An 18149-nucleotide genomic window follows, 5' to 3' on the forward strand; every position below is an offset into this window, starting at 1 on the left:
CGTCATGCGCGGCACGCTACTTGCTGGCACTTTTGCCAAAAGCCAGCGGATGCCGCCCATGCTCCACTCCCATCTGACGACGCTCAACGCCGTCTCTCTGGTGCTCAACACCTTCAAGGCCGAAGGCTTGTCGAGCGACGCGCTGCTGGCCGGCAGCGGCATCAGTGCGGCGGATCTGGCCCGTGCCGATACGCGTATCACCACCAATCAGGAAATGCAGGTCTGCGCCAACGCGGTCGCGCTCAAGCATGACATTGGCCTGGAACTGGGCCGGCGGATGCACGTTTCCTGCTACGGCATCCTCGGTTACGCCCTGCTCACCAGTGCCACCTTAGGTGACGCTTTGCGCCTGGCGATTCGCTATCCGGCGCTGCTGGGAACACTTTTCGAACTGCGCCTGGAAGACGATGGCGAGCAGGTCTGGTTCGTCGCCGCCGATTACCGCGAGAGTCCGTCAATGGCGGTGTTCAACGCGGAATTCTGCCTGGTGTCGTTGAAAGTCATCTGTGACGACCTGCTCGGGCATCCGCTGCCGTTGCTGGCGACACGCTTTGAACATGCCGCGCCGGATTATCGCGACAGCTACGCCGAACACTTCGACAGCCCGCTGCACTTCGCCGCCAAGGACAACGCCTTCGCCTTCGACCGGCGCTGGCTCGATCAACCGTTGCCATTGGCCGACAGCATCACCCATCAGGCCATGGCCGACCGCTGCCGCAAACAGAACATCGAGTTCACCGGGCGGCAGGCGTGGCTGGGGCGGATTCGTCAGCTGCTCAGTGCGCAGCTCAACGCCGCGCCGGGCCTGGAGGGGCTGGCCCAGCAGATGAAATGTTCGCCGCGCACCTTGCGCCGGCACCTGAAGGACATGGGCAGTAGTTATCAGGAGCTGCTCGACGAACTACGCTTCGAGCGGGCCAAGCAGATGCTGTGTGAAGATCAGTTGCCGATCTACCGCATCGCCGAGACCCTGGGCTTCAGCGAGACCGCGAGTTTCCGCCATGCGTTCGTGCGCTGGAGCGGCGTGGCGCCGAGTCAGTTTCGCCCGCACTGAGAACCTCCTGTAGGAGTGAGCCTGCTCGCGATTGCCATCCAGCATTCAACATTTATATTGGCTGACAGACCGCCATCGCGAGCAGGCTCACTCCTACAAGGATTGTGTATTGCCTGCCCATGGCAGGTGCAAACCTGCGCCAGCAAGGGGCGAATTGCGGTCAGAGTTTTTGGCCATATCGATCCCCTTTTGGCCTTTCCTGCCGTTCTCCGATTCGCCGCGCGCCGCAACACTGGGGGTAACCGAATCAGCCCCCTGCGGAGAACAACAAATGCTGACGATCTACTCGGACGATCACCACCTGCACCACGGCCGCTGCGAACTCATCGACGGCCAGCTCAAGCCGTGCTTCGAGATGCCGTCGCGCGCCGACCACGTGCTGCAACGAGTACAGCACCGGAATCTCGGTCCGGTGGAAGCACCGAAGGATTTCGGCCTGGAGCCGATCGCGCGTATCCACAGCCGTGACTACCTCGACTTCTTCAAGGGTGCGTGGGCGCGCTGGACCGAATTCAACACCGACGGCGACCTGCTGCCCTACACCTGGCCCGCCCGCACGCTGCGGCAGATCAAACCGACCAGCCTGCACGGCCAGCTCGGCTACTACAGCTTCGACGGCGGCGCGCCGATCACCGCCGGCACCTGGCAAGCAGCCTACAGTGCAGCGCAAGTGGCGCTGACTGCCCAGGCGGAAATCCAGCGTGGCGCACACAGTGCGTTCGCCCTGTGCCGACCACCGGGACACCACGCCGCCAGCGACTTGATGGGCGGTTATTGCTACCTCAACAACGCCGCCATCGCCGCCCAGGCATTCCTCGATGCGGGCCACAAGAAGGTCGCGATCCTCGACGTCGATTACCACCACGGCAACGGCACCCAGTCGATTTTCTATGAGCGCAGCGACGTGCTGTTCACCTCGATCCACGGCCACCCGGAAGCCGAGTTTCCGTTCTTCCTCGGCTACGAAGATGAACGTGGCGAAGGCGCCGGTGAAGGCTTCAATTTCAACTATCCGCTAGCGGCCGGCTCCGGCTGGGGTGTGTGGAGCGCGGCACTGGAACAGGCCTGCAACGAGATCGACAGCTACGGCGCCGATATCATCGTCGTGTCGCTGGGCGTCGACACCTTCAAGGACGATCCGATCTCGCAGTTCAAGCTCGACAGCCCGGATTACCTGGCCATGGGCAAACGCATCGCCGCCCTCGGCAAACCGACGCTGTTCGTCATGGAGGGTGGTTACGCGGTGGAGGAAATCGGCATCAACGCAGTGAACGTGCTCGAAGGGTTCGAACAATGAACCGACTCAAGCACTGCATTGCGCCAGCCCTGTGCGCGGCGTTGCTCAGCGCCGCCGTCCACGCCGAAGAACGCACCCTGCGCGTCTACAACTGGTTCGACTACATCACGCCCAAGGCGCTGGAAGACTTCAAGGCGCAAAACACCCAGACCAGACTGGTCTACGACATCTTCGACACCAACGAAGCGCTGGAAGCCAAGCTGCTGACCGGCAACTCCGGCTATGACGTGGTGGTGCCGTCCAATGTATTCCTCGCCAAGCAGATCGAGGCCGGGGTGTTCCAGCCGCTGGATCGCAGCAAGCTGCCGAACTGGAATCACCTCGATCCGAAACTGATGAAGCTGATCGAGGCCAACGATCCGGGCAACAAGTTCGCCGTGCCGTACATGTACGGCACCATCCTGATCGGCTTCAACCCGGCCAAGGTCAAGGCCGCGCTGGGCGAGAATGCGCCGGTGGACAGCTGGGACCTGATCTTCAAGGAGGAGAACATCAGCAAGCTCAAGCAGTGCGGCGTCGCCCTGCTCGACTCGCCGTCGGAGATCCTGCCGCTGGCCCTGCAACACCTCGGTCTGGATCCCAACAGCAAAAACCCGGCGGACTATGCCAAGGCGGAAGCGCTGCTGATGAAGATCCGGCCGTACATCACCTACTTCCACTCCTCCAAGTACATGGCCGACATCGCCAACGGTGACATCTGCGTCGCGGTCGGTTATTCCGGCAGTTTCTCGCAGGCGGCCAACCGCGCCAAGGAAGCGAAGAACGGTGTGGTGGTCGACATGCGTCTGCCCAAGGAAGGCGCACCGATCTGGTTCGACATGCTTGCCATTCCCAAGGGCGCGAAGAACTCGGAGGACGCCTACACCTTCATCAACTACCTGCTGCAACCGGCAGTGATCGCGCCGGTCAGTGACTTCGTCGGGTACCCGAACCCGAACAAGGACGCCACGCAACGGGTCGATCCGGCGATCCGCAACAACACCAACCTGTACCCGACCGATGCGGCAATGGGCACGCTCTACACCCTGCAACCGCTGCCGCGGGATGCCGAGCGGGCACGCACCCGGGCCTGGACCAAGATCAAGTCCGGCACCTGAGCCGACGCTGACGACAAGACCCGCCGCCGTGCGGGTCTTTTTTTGTCTGCGATATCTATCTACCACCCGAGGCCAGCAACCCAGTCCTACCTTGGCTGCATCCGGCCCTGCGCCCGCAGGCCGCCAACGTCAGACAAGGATATGGTCATGCCCGAAAGTACCGCGCCCAGCGCTGTCGACATACTCACCCAACTGGTGAGTGGCCCCTCCCTCACCGAAGTCGCTTCCAATGCCTTGAAGCCCGCCCTTACGCGGCTGTACCCGCAGCAAGCGATCGACCCGGAACGGGTCGTGGTCGGTACGCCGACCTGGGTGATCAAAAAACAACGGATCGATGTCGGCCCCTGCCAGTTCGAATCGCTGACCGATATCCTGGTCAGGCTGGCCCTGTCCGGCACGACGGTCACGCTCATCGATGGCGAACACTTCCTCACCGAACAACCCGGCGTCGAGACTGCAATCCAGCTGCCGGTGAAAATGGAAACCGTGGGTGCGCTGCTCAACGAACTCGCCCCCTTGCTGTTCAAGTCTCTGCAAGAACAACAGATCGATTACTGGAACGAAACCGTCAGCCCCGCCGTACCCCGCTGGCACCAGCTGTCACGCACCTTGCAGCAGGTATGGAATGTCAGCGCTGACAACGGCTGGGATGCGGATCAACGGGCAATGACCCGCGCCGTGTTCAACCAGCCGGAGAAAACCCTGCGCTTGCCTGCCGACACCTACCAGACCCGCGCCTGTCTGATTGATCTGGATCTGGATGAGAGCAATCAGCGCAGCCATCTGAGCATCCTCGACACCGCCGTGCTGGTCGGCACCGTCGGTGAACGCACGCTGATCCTCAGCCACTCGATCACTCAGGGTTTTCAGCGTTTCAACAGCTTCGAGGAACTGCAAAAGTCACTGCAATGGCCGGTCGAGACAGGTGTCGACGGAATCGACATCAGGTGGCGATTGTTCGAGCCGCCGGGCAACTTTTTCGATCAGCAAGCCTGCGCGATGATTGCGCTGGAAGCCCAGGCAATTGGCGATATCGATTTTTTCCGGCGACCTGCCGACGCCGTGTTTCTTCCGCGCCATGGCGCGCCCGACGATTCAGACGTTGGCGCGCAGCAAGCTCCTGCGCGGTTTACGGTTACCCAGCATTCGTTGCCGCCATGGCTCGATAACGCCGCACCCGCCGACCAGACCCGTTACAGCCGTCACTTGCTGGATCTGGTCGCCATGCAACAGCAGAACGAGGGAAGCACCTTTCAAAAAGAGCTCCCCGGCATCCAGGCCTTCACTCTGGGCAAACTGAACAGCGCCATCCGCCAGACCCCGGCGCAGAACTTCAGGTTGCAAGACGTGGAAATCACCGTCACCAGCGTGGTGGTCTGGGGTACCTTCGTTCCGCCCGAACAGGAGCAGACCCTGACCCTGTCACTGGTCGAACTGGCCTTGCAGAATCTGGCCGGCCTGCCGCTGGGCAACATTGCGGTGCGCTACCGCGAGGGGGCGAGCGCAGTACCGGCCTGGATGACCCCGACCTATCTGGAAAACCTGGTGACCACGGTCGATATCGGCAAAACCTATCCGGATGAGCTCAAAAACAGGCTGGTTGATGACCCGTCCCGGTCTTTGCGCCTGCGACAACTCTACAGCCGCCAATTGCCCCTCGAGCTGCCGCTGCTGGCGTTGCAGTACAAAATCCGCGGTCAGGCCGGGCTTGATGAGCTCGGCTATCGGTATGTCCTGGCAGCCTTGGCCAGCGCGCCGGTGGACAGGCGCGTCGACGGTCAGGACATCGTGATTCGCCCGCTGGGGTTCGTCACCGGCGGGCAGACCGACGAAGTGCTCAACATGTTCATGATCGGCCCGCGCGACATGAGCAAGGGCCCCTGCCTGCTCTACCGGCCACTGCTCGACGCACCACTGCTGCAATTCCCGTCAACCGCGAACCTGCTGTATGCCATCCGCCATTCACGCACCCTGCGCCAGTCGGTCCTCGCCTGGCTGCCGGACCGCGTGCGTTTCAATTACTCGCAATATGTATTTCCCGGTGCACTGCCTTCGGTATGGACGATACCGCAGCTGCTGGTCGACCCGACGTCGGCACCGGCACCGGCCGCCACCCTGACGCTAGGCAGCCGGGTCATCGAGCAGGATCTGCTGGCGACCCTGTACAAGGCCAATGCCGACGCGCTGATCGCGCAGGCTGATCGCAGCTCGGTGTCCAATGCTCAAGCGCGTTGGGCCACGCTCAAACGTGGCGGCTGGGCATTGTTCAATGCCGCACTGCCGTTTCTCGGACGCGGGGTCGGCACTGCAGCGTGGATCTGGCAGATCATGGATGACCTGCAAGAAGTCAGCGACGTTCAAGAACAACAGCAGGCTCTGGACTGGACTGCACTGACCGACCTCCTGCTGTCGCTGGGCATGGCGCTCGCCCACCGCGCGGCCACGCGCAAAAAACCGCAACGCAGTGCCTCCACGATTACCCAGCCAACCCGAGAAGTCAGCAAGCCGCCCAAGCCAGACGCCCTTCGCGTCGCGCGGTTACCCGATATTGTCGGGCATGAACTGCCGGACCATCACACGCCGGCGCTGCACACCCAGGGCGCATTGTCGGCCGCCTCTCCTTCCAGCCTGGGCCTGTTGCTCGACAGCCTCAAGATCAGCCAACCCGAAGGCCTGAGTACGGCCGCTGCCGACGGCGCGTACCGTCACCTGCGCACGGCGGGGGGAAAGTGGTACGCCGAGGTCGGCGCGCGCTGGTTCGAAGTCGCGCTCAACGATAATGACGACGTGCAGATCATCGATACCCGTCAGCAACCGCCACGCCGCGGGCCGCTGCTGATCGCCAATGCGCGGGGACAGTGGTTTGTCGATCTGCGCTTGCGCCTGCGCGGCGGAGGGCTGAAAAGTCGGCGCAAAGCGTTGCAGCAACAGAACGCCGAATCGTTACGCCAGAAAAAGCAGGAAATCGCAGCATTCGACGCCGGGCTGGCAGACAAACGCAGCCAGTTGGTCGCGGTACGCCGCGCCATGCTGGAAGCCACGCCGGAAACTGCAGCAAGCGCCCGGCAGCAGTTTCTCGATACGCTCGACTCACAGGTCAAGGAATATACCGCCCACATCGATAGCCTGAAGGCCCTGAACATCCTCGAAGCGGTGCCCAACTACCGCACCGCGATGCTCGACCGGATCTCCCTGCAACTGTTCCTCATGCAGGCCTGGATCGATGAAACCTACTCGGCATTTCGCCAAAGCCTGGAAGTGACCCTGGTGCTGCTCGATGCGCCGGGCAATGAAACGGATACCGCGCGTTCGGAGCCCTTCGATAAAATGTCCGACCTGACCCGAGGGATCATCGACAAGATCGAATTCGCCCACACCCGTTTTGCCGAACTGAGCCTGCTGGGCAAAGAGGCCGTAGAGGTGACTCGCCAGTACAAGGCCCGGCTGCCAACGTTCTCGCTGGAGGACCTGAAGCTGCTGCAAATCACTCTTGGCCAGGAGCTGTGCCTCAATGAACAAGCGGGTGAGTTTCGCGAAGGCGCCCGCGTCGCGCTGGAAACCCTGATTGAAGACGCATCGCTGAACATTCAGAGCGCTCTGGATCTGAGCGCCGAACAGGGCCTGGAGCAACTCGGCGAACGCGTCGAGGCGATGAATAATCTGGTGGAACAATTCGACGTCATCGACCAGCGATTTGTCGACCTCGTCGCCGAGTATCCGCAGCACCTGAATGCCGAGCGTCTTGAAAGCGTGAAGCGCCACGTTGCCGAATTCCATCAGGACGCGATGCAACATTTGTCGACCCTGCTGCGCGAGCAGCGCCTGGTGGAACCGGTCGCCGGGCCGTCCAGGTCACCGGTCACACCGGCGCGCAAAATCATCAAGACCCGTTACAAGGGCACACTGGTCGGGCAACCCCGTCGCAGTGCCGGCGGACAGGACGGTGACCTGGTGGATGTGATCGCCCCGTTGACCGGAAAAGTGATTGCCACCTTCCACGAGAAATCCCCGGGCAACTGGGTGGAACGGGTGCCGGCCAAACCTTCGGTATCACCACGTCCCGGCCCCGACCTGCCGAAAAGCACGCAGGCTGCACAGGTGTTGCTCAATGGTCTGGCAGACTTCAGAAAACGCACTCAGGCGCACATTGCCCGGGCGCAACGCAATCCGACGGAGATCGAGGAAATTTACTACATACATGCCACGCGACTGCGCGAGGCCATGGAGAAAATCGATCAGGCCTTGACCGCCGGCAATCACACCGACGGCAAAACGTCCACGGCCAGCAGCCTGCGTCAGCAACTCGACAACGAAGCCACTGCCCTTTATGCCGAAGGTCGCGCCGCCAGAATCGACATCACCAAACAGCAGCCGCCCACTGCTGCACGTGTCCAATGGCTGTTCGCCAAAGGCGAAGTGACGATCAGTAAAACCACCGAGCGCCGCCGACTCAAAGGCCCGCGCAAGGATTATCTGCTGGAATATCCGATACTCGACCGCAAGAGCGGAAAAGCCCTGTGGTACGCCCATTTTCACTACACCAACCCGGCGGATCCGTTGCCATCCTTCACTGCCGCGCATCTGAAAACCGTTGAACAACGGCGCCTGGGCGGCGCCTTTGTCGAGCGCGAGAATCGCAGTAACCAGGAGCTGATCGCGATCCATCGCAGCAGCATCAGCCGCTCACAGGCTGAAGCGCTGTTCTTTTCTTGATCGCCGGTTCCTCGACGCAAGCCCGCCACGCGCGGGCTTGTTTCAACCTATACATATCTACCACCCGAGGGGCTGGACCGCTCGCTACTGTCGGTTGCACACGGCAATTGCCGCACTCTCCACCTGCCCAACGGTTGCGATCCCATGAGTGAAACAATCCGCACGAACATTGCTCCCCAACTCTTGAACAAAAGCCGCCTGGTCGAACAGACCAGCGGCGGACCGGTCTTGCACGACGCCGCAGCACAACTTTTGCGCAAGGCGTTGACTACGCAGTTTCCCGATCTGCAGATCGATCCCGGCACCGCCTTGCTGGCGACCCCGGTCTGGCAGGTACAGGGCGAAAGTCTGGTCAGCCATAGCTGTCGTTACGAATCGCTGACTCACATGCTGGCGCGCCTGGCGTTCACCCAGACCAAGGCCAACTGCATTGAAGGTGAGCATTTCCTGACCTTGTCATCACAGACCGACGAGCCGGTGCATTTGCCGGCCGGCATGGACGCACTGACGACGTTGCTCAACGAAAATGCCCCGGTACTGTTCACCGGCTTCGCGCAGAGCCAACTCGATTACTGGAATCAAACCATCGAGCAGAAACCGCGCTGGCAACAACTGGCTGACACCCTGCAACAGGCGCTGAACGTACAATCGGTAAATGGCTGGGATGCGCACGAGTGCCGCCTCGCCCGCCTCGTCGCACAACACCCGGACAACACATCGCGCGCTTCGACCAGCGCCGAACTGACGAACGTGCGCGCCCGCCTGATCGATCTCGACCTGGTGTTTGATCAGGCCGAGAGCAGCCAGACGCAGCACTTGATGCTGGCCGGCGCGCTGGTGCTCAGCGCAACGCTGGGCGGTCGCGAGTTGCTTGCGCTGTTCACCATCGAAGAAGGCTATGAATCGTTCGGTTCCATGGCGCAATTGGGCGCCACCCTGCCCGAGCGCATCGACATCGACTTGCGCGGTCAGGGTCTGAAATGGCGGCTCTATGAACCCGACGGGAATATTTTCGATGCCATGGTCCAGGCGCTGGTGAGCTGTCAGATCGACTCGATCGATGCCCTCGATCCGGGCAGTCGCTCGCCCCTGGCCAAATTCTTTTCACACCCGCGCGAAGGGGATACCGACTCCAGGACAGATGACGACGCGCGCATCGAGCAACTGGACAGGGCGATTCCGCAATGGCTGCTGGCAGGATCGCTGGACGACATCCAGACCTACAGCGGTTATCTGAGCGACCTGGGCAGCCTGCGTGGCGAGCCCGACAGCCAGTGCTTCGAATACCGCGAGGTCCCGTTGATTCTGGACTACGCCCAGCAACAGATGCGCGCCGCCATCGTTGCCGAGCGACCCGCTGCCGACACCCTGCAACTGCGCCTCGATGATGTACGGATCACCCTGACCCAAAGCTTCGAAGCCGGCGGTCTGACCCTGCCTGATCCGACCAGCGTCAGTGTCCAGACCCTCGGCGAATTCGCCTTGCATAACACCCGTCCTTACCTCGCCACGGTCGCCTACGCCGACGGCAGCGCCACGCCGGACTGGCTGACGGTAAAACTGCTGTCACGCATGGCCAGCGCGGTCAACATTGGCGAGCGTTATCCAACGCTGATCAAGCGTACCCTGATCGACGACCCGGTGCAGGCCGGGCGCCACAGGATCCGTTACAGCCGACAGTTGCCGCAGCTGCTGCCGATGCTGGCGCTGGAGTGCAAGCTCAAGCGCAAGGGTGATGTCGACGAACAGGGTTATCGTCTGGTTCGCCAATTGATCGACTGCATCGCCGCCAAATCCCCCGCCTCCGAATGGCCGGTGCAGATCCGGCCCCTGGCCTTCGTCCCGCGCTTTCGCCTGGGCAGTACGCCGGACACGGTGGCGAACATGTACATCATCGGGCCGCGCGCCGGCGCCAGTGGCCCATGCCTGCTTTACCGACCGTTGCTTGAGCAATCGCTGCGTCAGTTCCCCTCGGAACAGAACATGCTGTACGCGTTTTACCAGGCGGGTGAATTGCGCGATTCGGTGCTGGCCTGGCTGCCCACTCCGGCATTGAGTTTCGAGTACGCCCAGTATGTGTTTTCCGCCGGGCTGCCCTCGCCATGGACGATTACCGAACTGGCGTTCGAACCCTTTCTGCACCTTGACCTGACCTCCGCCGTCGACCTGGCGAATTCGCCCCTGAGCGGCGATGTGTTTTCGCAGCTGTTCGCCAGCAACAGCCAGGCCATGGCCGACCTCGCCGATCGCCAATCGACGTCCAATGCCGAGCGGCGCTGGACGCTGTTGGCTGACAGCGGCTGGACCATCTTCGGTGTGGCCAGCAACTTTCTCGGCGGACCGGCGGGCACGGCTGTCTGGGTCTGGCAGACCGTCAGCCAGGTCCAGCAGGCACTGGATGCCCATGAGCGTGGCAATACTGCGGTCGAGTGGTCTTCGATCGGCGATGTGCTGCTGGCACTGGGCATCCTGCTCGCGCAGAAAGCGTCAGTACGGCGCATTCGACTCTCGGGGCCGCTCAACGAAATTCCACAGACGACTCGCACACACTATGCAGAACCCGCCAAAGCGCCGCTGCTCCCCGGCAACACGCCGACTATCACGCAGGACACCGCGGCGTGGGGCGCCAGCCCGCCCGAGGCGCATCGGTCCTTGCTCGCACACTCCGCGCCAGTACGGTTTGATGCACACGCAAGTTTTGTGCAACGCCTTGACCGCTTGGAAGTCCCACGGCCGGCGCTGCCGGAAAATGCACGCGTCAATGCCGCCCACCTGTATGAGGCCTCGGGGAAACTCTATGCGCGGGTCGGAACACGCTGGTTTCAAGTCAGCGCCGAGGGCGACGAACCGGTGCTGATCGTCGATCCGCACAACGCGGGGCATTCCGGTCTGTGCATTCGTTTCGATCCCGAGACCGCTCTGTGGAACTGGGATCTCAAGCTGCGCCTGCGCGGTGGCGGCCCGACCGGAAGGATCGAGGCCCTGCGGCGTGAGCGCGCCACCCGCAAGGATGAGGCATGGGCGGCATTGCACCGGTTCATCGAACAGGAAGCCCGGCGCAAGGCCAGCCTCGACGAAGCCTTGCAACCATTGGAGAACAGCGATCCGGCGGAGCCTATGTCCGAAGCTGCCGTGATCGCGTACATCGCCAAGGCCGACGAACTGGCCAGTGCCTACGGTCAGGCTCTGCAGGATCTGGAAAAGTGGCGGGAGGCCGGTGGTGCCGGGGTGTTCTACCAGTCGCAACTGATGCGTTTCTCGGTCGAACAGCATCGCTATCTCAGCGGCTGGATGCGCATGAAGTTGCGCGAATACGCGCGCATCGTCGCGCCGCAGCTGAGCACCTCGGAACCACCAGAAACCCGCTCGCGGGCGACTCAGATGCAGGCCGCACGCCAAGCCATCGCCGTCAGTGACGAGATGGTCGAGCGCCTTGCGCAGTTGCACACCTCGCTGGAAAGACTCGACCAACATACCGGCGCAACCCGCAAAGTGGCGACTGAGCTGCGCAGACTGATGCCCTCGTTCACCCGTCGCGATTTGCACGCCAATGAAATCGGCATGTCCACCGAGCTGTCGCTGAGCGACGCACCGGACAGCGTCCTCGATCCACTGCGGCAACTGATCGTTCCGGTGTTCGAGGGGGCTGCCGAGGCCGGCCATCTGCTGGTGGAGCGGCGCAACAGCCGGGCACTGGATGTCGAGCAACTGAGCGCCGTGGTCGACCGTCTGGCCGATGCCCAGCGCCGCTTGCAGGAGGTGTTGGCCAGCGCCTCCGCGCAACTTGAAGTGAACCGCTTCCAGCGGGTTCAGCAATTGGTCGAAGACTTTCACCAGTTGGCCCGCAAGCGTCTGCTGATCGCTCTGCCGGAACCGGAAGAGGTTCCCACCGCAGCCATGGCCAGGCTCGATCCGGCACCGTCGACATCGCGCGGGATCGGCAAGGTGAGCAAGTCACGGCCGCGCATCATCGAAACACCACGGGCAGCGTCCCCTGACAAACCCCAGGCGACGGAAGACATGCCGGTGATCCGCTCCGTCATCAAGCGCCCCGCCGTCGTCCCGACGCTGGACGATGCGCAGATGATCGGCAATGCGATGACCCTGGTCGCGGAACTGGACGCCTTCATCAAACGCCTGCGCACCGATGCGCAGCGGCCTTCGCGCATCCCGGCCGACATGCAGGATCTGTTCGATCAACAGGCAACCCGTTTCGATCAGGCAGCGGTAAACGTTCAGGCAATACTTGTCCGAAAAAGCGCTGAATTTCCAGTCGGCAGACTGACGACCGACTTGCGAGAAGCCGCTGCCCGCCTGCGTCGTGAAGGCATCAACGTCTACGGCAGCATGCTCACCGCGCGCAAACCCCGGGAGAGCTATCTGAAATGGCTGCACGAACACCATCTGGTGCAAATCGTCAAAGACCCGCGCGGACGCATCCGCACCCGGCAGCGCAAGGACTTCTTTCAGGAGTACCGGATCCTCGACAAGACGCGCAACGACCAACCGTTGTGGGTCGCGCACTTTCATTACGACACGCTGACCGATCCGAGCGACCGCTTCACGGCTGCTCACCTAAAGGTTGCCGATGGCTTTTTGCAGGAGCTGCCAGCGAAAGTGCGCCAGGAACTGGACAGCTTCGATGCCGTGGATAACGTGCTGCGCCGGATCACTCGTCCGGCGGTGCGGGATCTGTTCCTTCACCCACGCCATGCGGGAGCCGACGAAAGCTGACGCTCAGTCGCACCAGACGCTGCGGAGCCGTGCCAGAGCGCCCTGGATATCGACCTCCGGCACGGCGGCAAATCCCAGCACCAGACCGGCGCGCTGATCCGCCGGGGTTTGGGAGTCGGGTAGCCAATAGCTGCTCAGGCCATTGACCTCGACCCCGACACTTTCGGCTTTGGCGATCAGCTCACGCTCGCGGGCAACGTTGTCCACTGCGACCGTCAGGTGCAACCCGGCAGCCACGGCGGGCAGGCCTGCGACGCCCTCGACGTTGTCCGGCCAATGCGCCAGCAGGCAGTTGCGCCGACTCAGGGCGGCGCGCCGCATGCGCCGGATATGCCGTTGAAAATGTCCGGCCGCCATGAATTCGGCCATCACTGCCTGGGTACTGACTTCCGAATGCCGCACGTCCACCGCACGGCGCCGCGCGAAGGCTTGCACCAGTCCCGTCGGCAATACCAGATAGCCCAGACGCAACGCCGGAAAAGCGACCTTGCCGAACGTCCCGACGTAGAGCACCCGGCCCTGACGATCCAGCGCTGCCAACGGAGCCAGCGGTGCGCCGCTGTAACGGTACTCGCCGTCGTAATCGTCTTCGATGATCCAGCCCTGGCTGCGCTCGGCCCAGGCCAGCAGCTCAAGCCGACGGGCGAGGCTCATGACCACGCCGGTCGGGTACTGGTGGGAAGGTGTGACATAGGCCAGGCGGCAGTCGGCAATTTGCCCCAGCGCTGTGCAATCAATGCCGTCCTGATCCACAGGTACCCCGTGCAACCGGCCGCCGGCCACCGCAAAAGCATGGCCAGCCGCGCGGTAGCCCGGATTCTCGATGCCCACCGCATCGCCCGGCTCCACCAGCAGCTGTGCACAAAGGCTGATGCCCTGCTGCGCGCCACTGGTGATCACAATTTGCTCAGCGGTGCATTGCATGCCGCGTGAGCTGCGCAAATACGCAGCGATCAATCCACGCAGGCGCTGATCTCCGGCCGGATCGCCGTAACACAATTGCTGCAGATCGGGTTTGCGCCAGAAAGCCGCGTTGAGCTTGGCCCAGACCTCGAACGGGAACAGATCGAAGGCCGGAACACCGACCCGAAATGCCTTCGGCGGACCACTGGGGGGCAACGATAAATGGTTGTTTTCCAGGCGCTGCACAGCACAGCTGTGGATAACTTTACTGGATGAAATCACAGGTAAATCCAGCCAATTTGTGGATAAGGCTGTGGGTAAGCCTGTTGAAAACCCTGTGGATACTTTTGTGGACAGTTTTTTCGTGGGCAATGCGCTTTGCGGCAATTGGGCGACGTACGTGCCGTCCCCGACCCGGCCTTCGATGAAGCCTTCGGCGTACAACTGATCGTAGGCGCGCACCACGCTGTTGCGGGAAATCGCCAACGCCGCCGCCAGATCACGGCTGGCCGGCAGCCGCGTGCCACTGGCCAGACGCCCGTCCAGCACGCGCAGACGCAGCGCCTGATAGAGCTGGCGGCTCAAACCCTGACGGCGGTCGAGTTCGATACCGGCCGGATTGAATGGCATGGACAGCGTGGGCGATTCGGGCATGACAATGGACCTATGAAATTAGTCATCAATGGCTCTTACAACAGACCAATAGCCTGCCTAGGATGCAGGCATTCGCCAAGGAAAATCTCTCCATGTACACGCCCCGCGCCTTTGCCATCGACGAACTGTCGCAACTGCACGAACTGATCCTCGCCAGCCGTCTCGCGATTCTGGTGAGTAACGGTGAAAACGGTCTGCAAGCCAGCCATGTGCCGGTGCTGCTGCACCGCGAACAAGGCCCGAACGGCACGCTGTACGGGCACTTGGCCAAAGCCAATCCGCAATGGAAAGACCTGCGCGATGGCGCTGAAGCGATGCTGATATTTGCCGGCCCCGACGCCTATGTCAGCCCGGGGTTTTACCCGAGCAAGGCCGAGCACGGCAAAGTCGTGCCGACCTGGAACTACGTCGCCGTGCACGCCTACGGTCACGCCGAAACCTTCAGCGACGGCGGGCGCCTGCTCGACATCGTCAGCACGCTGACTGATCGCCATGAAGCCGGTCGCGCGCAACCGTGGAACGTCGACGACGCGCCGGCCGACTATATCGACGGCATGCTCAAGGCCATCGTCGGTTTCGCCATCCCGATCGACCGCCTCGAAGGCAAACGCAAGCTCAGCCAGAACCGCAGCGCCGAAGACATTGCCGGCGTGCGCGAAGGCCTGACTGCCAGCCCCGACATCAATGACCAGACCCTCGCCCACTTGATGCGTTAAGGAAATCAGCATGAGTCAGATCGACATCCGCCCTGTCACCGCCGGCGACCACGCCGCCTGGCTACCTTTGTGGCAAGCCTATCTGGGCTTCTACAAAGGCGAACTGCCAGACGCAGTGACCCACAGTACCTGGCAGCGCTTCCTCGACCCGAGCGAACCGACCCACGCCGCCCTCGCCTGGGCCGATGGCAAGGCAGTGGGCATGGTGCATTTCATCTACCACCGCTCGAACTGGAGCATCGAAAACTCCTGCTACCTGCAAGACTTGCTGGTCGAGGAGCACGCGCGCGGCACTGGCGTCGGTCGCCTGCTGATCGAACACGTCTACGCCACCGCCAAGGCCGATGGTTGCTGCAAGGTGCATTGGCTGACTCACGAAACCAATGCCACCGCGATCCAGCTCTACGAGCGCATCGCCGAGCGCCCGGGATTCATCCAGTTTCGCAAAGCCATTTAAGGAACCGCGTACATGACCACTTCACTTGCCGACTGGAAAGGCGTCCCCGCCCCCACCGCGACCTTGCTCGAAGGCCGTTTCATCCGTCTGGAACGACTCGATCCGGCACGCCACGGCGACGATCTGTTCAATGCCCTCGAAGGCCCCGGCGCCGACCCGAAGCTCTGGGATTACTTGCCCTATGGGCCGTTCCCCGAGCGCAGCGTTTTCAATGACTGGCTGAACAATCATGCGGCCAGCAGCGATCCATATTTCTTCAGCGTGATCGACCGCGCCACAGGCCAGGTGCAAGGCATCCTCAGCCTGATGTCGATCATCCCGGCGCAAGGCCGCATCGAGATCGGCCACGTGACCTTCGGCGCGTCGATGCAACGCTCGCCGAAGAGCACCGAAGCCGTTTATCTACTGGCTAAACACGCTTTCGAGCTGGGCTACCGGCGCCTGGAGTGGAAGTGCAACAACGGCAACGCCCGCTCCAAATACGCCGCCGAACGCCTGGGCTTCAGCTTCGAAGGCGTGTTCCGCCAGCACATGGTGGTCAAAGGGCAGAACCGCGATACCGCGTGGTATTCGATCCTGGATTCGGAGTGGCCGGCGATTGCGGTAGGGTTCGAGCAGTGGTTGAGCGATGCCAACCAGACGCCGACCGGGCAGGTGAAAGGTTTGGTCGAGTGCCGTTCCTGAGTCTGTAAATGCAAAAGATCGCAGCCTTCGGCAGCTCCTACAGGGGTGTAACCGACCTGTATAGGAGCTGCCGCAGGCTGCGATCTTTTGATCTTCAACCAATGTCACGGCGGATTTTTACGACACCCATCTTCATCCCGAACGGACCAAATACCGCGTTCAGCGACTTCAGCGTCTGGTTACCTTCACCATGCTCGATATGCACCAGCGTGCGGACCGAGATTTTGCACATCTTCGCGAACTGGGCTTGATGCAGCCCGGTGACTTCCACCCGCAAACGGCGAACGGCTTCGCCGATCTCCAGTGTCCCTTGAGTCAGCGCCTCCTGAATGCTTTCGATGAGCATTGTGCGCTCGGCAACCGTCATGCTCATTTCAGATCCCACTCTTTCAAACGCTGCTCCAGATTTTTCAGATGAACGCCCGGATGGTTCATAGTTCTGTCAGGCAAACCGCTGGCAGTCAGAATGTCCGGCAGCGCTGCCAGGTGTCGTGCGTCTTCGCGCAGCCGTTCGAAAAGGACGGGCGCATCAGATAGCGCCGCCATTGGCTCGTCCGGTTCGACGATATCCGCCAATGCGCGGCAAACTCCCAGCCAGTCGACGTCTCCCGCCCTCTCCAGCTCCTTGGGCCATTTGGTCGTACGGGTCACACCTTCGTCGTCCATGACCATGGGGGCCAGGTCGTAAATCGGTGCGAGGCGAAATGTATTTGCCTGACGGATAATTGCGGTGTTTCGACCATGGTTATCCGAGTTGCCGAGGATCTTGTTGATCAAGTCCCTACGCAAGTAATCAGCTACAAGATCAGGTACCTGACTTGCCTGCCCCGCTTTACGCCAGAGCCCGGCCAGCATGCGGATAACCTCCATATGATTCATCGCGCTTCCCGGTATCGTCACTTGGGCCAGGGAATAGATCGACTCGACGGCAAGACGCGACACGCATCCGTCATCCACTCTGCGATCAAAGCGCTGCATCCACAAACTCGGCTTGTTCGCCTCTTCCAGTGCCAGGCCCTCGACCGCGATCGTTTCGATACCCAGTTTCTGAAGCGCCCTGTAGTAATGAAATTCGCTTCGCAGGATGTCCTGATCAGTCAGACCTCCCCAGTTTCTGGAAAACTTCACAAACCAGTGCTGTCGGACTTCTTCGTCGCCCAATACTGCATCGGGGTACAGAAGACCGGCCTTGTTCTCGGCCAACAACAGCTTCGGTGCTTCGCCACCAGCGCCCGTAGCACCGCCAATCGCCGCACCCAGTTCGTAGGCGTATTCAAGAAAACGGTTATCGCGATGAATGACATCCTCACGCTTGAATCCGATGGGCTTACGCTCATCTACGGCCTCGGCCGACTCTTTGATTCGCATGTTGCCGATAGGAGCGGGAGTGCTACGGCCAAGCAGATATAGATCGGCATTGATATCGGCCGGCTTTTCTTGCCCCAGTCGCGCAAGCAAAAACCTCTTGGCCGCGCCTGCAGGAGCGATGTCGTGCACAAAGGATGGCGTGCCGGAGCGCCGACCTTCCCAGTCCAGAGGGTACAGCGCACTGACTGCCTGCGAAAACGGCGACCCTATGGCGTCAATATTTTCGACAAGGTATGCCGCTTCGTAACCAAAACTGCAGCGACTTTCAAAACCCTTTTCGGGATCATCGAAGCTCAGCACCATGGCGTCGTGCCATTCACTGGCCGTATATATTTGCAATGTCAGCTGGTACATGCCTTTCACCTGCATTTAAATGCATTTCTACATGGCTAGCTTTGATAGTAGATGCAATATAGTGCATTCCATCAGTCGGCAGAGAAATTAAATCTGCAACAAAATGCAGATTCAGCCG

At 61.5% G+C, this 18149-nt stretch carries 11 protein-coding genes; 8 read left to right on the forward strand and 3 right to left on the reverse strand.

The features are described from left to right. Window positions 1–58: 58 nt before the first annotated feature. The 5 genes from ACU680_RS22725 to ACU680_RS22745 all read left to right on the forward strand — a co-directional run bounded on the left by ACU680_RS22725 (window position 59) and on the right by ACU680_RS22745 (window position 12895). Window positions 59–1054, forward strand: coding sequence for an AraC family transcriptional regulator (locus tag ACU680_RS22725; RefSeq protein ID WP_367082118.1), 996 nt, complete (start codon window positions 59–61; stop codon window positions 1052–1054). Window positions 1055–1325: 271 nt separating this feature from the next. Next, entirely contained in the window at window positions 1326–2351 is a 1026-nt protein-coding gene (locus ACU680_RS22730; RefSeq protein ID WP_448180564.1) for a histone deacetylase family protein, read from the forward strand. Continuing rightward, window positions 2348–3448 carry a polyamine ABC transporter substrate-binding protein gene (locus tag ACU680_RS22735; RefSeq protein ID WP_448180565.1) on the forward strand — a complete coding sequence of 367 codons (1101 nt, stop codon included), beginning with the start codon at window positions 2348–2350 and terminating at the stop codon, window positions 3446–3448. Before ACU680_RS22730 ends, ACU680_RS22735 begins: the two co-directional genes overlap by 4 nt. A 147-nt stretch (window positions 3449–3595) precedes the next feature. Then, window positions 3596–8161, forward strand: coding sequence for a dermonecrotic toxin domain-containing protein (locus ACU680_RS22740; protein ID WP_448180566.1), 4566 nt, complete (start codon window positions 3596–3598; stop codon window positions 8159–8161). Window positions 8162–8305: 144 nt separating this feature from the next. Then, a complete protein-coding gene (locus ACU680_RS22745; RefSeq protein WP_448180567.1) occupies window positions 8306–12895 on the forward strand; it encodes a hypothetical protein in 4590 nt (1529 codons plus the stop codon). Between the two features lie 3 nt (window positions 12896–12898). Here ACU680_RS22745 and pdxR read toward each other — a convergent pair whose 3' ends face one another. Beyond that, on the reverse strand, window positions 12899–14452 hold the full coding sequence (gene pdxR, locus ACU680_RS22750; RefSeq protein WP_448180568.1) for a MocR-like pyridoxine biosynthesis transcription factor PdxR: 1554 nt from the start codon (window positions 14450–14452) through the stop codon (window positions 12899–12901). Window positions 14453–14544: 92 nt separating this feature from the next. Between pdxR and ACU680_RS22755 the strand changes: the two genes are divergently transcribed. From ACU680_RS22755 to ACU680_RS22765, 3 genes are read left to right on the forward strand one after another with little or no spacing between them, the layout of a single operon-like run. Then, window positions 14545–15168, forward strand: a complete 624-nt coding sequence (locus ACU680_RS22755) for an FMN-binding negative transcriptional regulator (protein ID WP_367082124.1) — start codon at window positions 14545–14547, stop codon at window positions 15166–15168. Window positions 15169–15178: 10 nt separating this feature from the next. Then, window positions 15179–15625 (forward strand): GNAT family N-acetyltransferase, encoded by a 447-nt coding sequence (locus tag ACU680_RS22760; RefSeq protein WP_367082125.1) that lies wholly within the window; start codon window positions 15179–15181, stop codon window positions 15623–15625. Between the two features lie 12 nt (window positions 15626–15637). Beyond that, the gene (locus tag ACU680_RS22765) at window positions 15638–16309 is read left to right on the forward strand and encodes a GNAT family N-acetyltransferase (RefSeq protein ID WP_448180569.1); all 672 of its coding nucleotides are present in this window, start codon (window positions 15638–15640) and stop codon (window positions 16307–16309) included. A gap of 94 nt (window positions 16310–16403) precedes the next feature. Here the strand turns inward: ACU680_RS22765 and ACU680_RS22770 are convergent, their stop codons facing one another. Beyond that, a complete protein-coding gene (locus tag ACU680_RS22770) occupies window positions 16404–16682 on the reverse strand; it encodes a helix-turn-helix domain-containing protein (RefSeq protein WP_007962249.1) in 279 nt (92 codons plus the stop codon). Further along, window positions 16679–18031, reverse strand: coding sequence for a type II toxin-antitoxin system HipA family toxin (locus tag ACU680_RS22775; protein ID WP_367082127.1), 1353 nt, complete (start codon window positions 18029–18031; stop codon window positions 16679–16681). Before ACU680_RS22775 ends, ACU680_RS22770 begins: the two co-directional genes overlap by 4 nt. Window positions 18032–18149 lie beyond the last annotated feature (118 nt).

Source organism: Pseudomonas sp. LF020 (assembly GCF_053456425.1).

Coding starts and splice junctions, on each gene's coding strand:
- ACU680_RS22725 (WP_367082118.1), top strand. CDS start 59: ATGCTCCACTCCCATCTGACGACGCTCAACGCCGTCTCTCTGGTGCTC.
- ACU680_RS22730 (WP_448180564.1), top strand. CDS start 1,326: ATGCTGACGATCTACTCGGACGATCACCACCTGCACCACGGCCGCTGC.
- ACU680_RS22735 (WP_448180565.1), top strand. CDS start 2,348: ATGAACCGACTCAAGCACTGCATTGCGCCAGCCCTGTGCGCGGCGTTG.
- ACU680_RS22740 (WP_448180566.1), top strand. CDS start 3,596: ATGCCCGAAAGTACCGCGCCCAGCGCTGTCGACATACTCACCCAACTG.
- ACU680_RS22745 (WP_448180567.1), top strand. CDS start 8,306: ATGAGTGAAACAATCCGCACGAACATTGCTCCCCAACTCTTGAACAAA.
- pdxR (WP_448180568.1), bottom strand. CDS start 14,452: ATGCCCGAATCGCCCACGCTGTCCATGCCATTCAATCCGGCCGGTATC.
- ACU680_RS22755 (WP_367082124.1), top strand. CDS start 14,545: ATGTACACGCCCCGCGCCTTTGCCATCGACGAACTGTCGCAACTGCAC.
- ACU680_RS22760 (WP_367082125.1), top strand. CDS start 15,179: ATGAGTCAGATCGACATCCGCCCTGTCACCGCCGGCGACCACGCCGCC.
- ACU680_RS22765 (WP_448180569.1), top strand. CDS start 15,638: ATGACCACTTCACTTGCCGACTGGAAAGGCGTCCCCGCCCCCACCGCG.
- ACU680_RS22770 (WP_007962249.1), bottom strand. CDS start 16,682: ATGAGCATGACGGTTGCCGAGCGCACAATGCTCATCGAAAGCATTCAG.
- ACU680_RS22775 (WP_367082127.1), bottom strand. CDS start 18,031: ATGTACCAGCTGACATTGCAAATATATACGGCCAGTGAATGGCACGAC.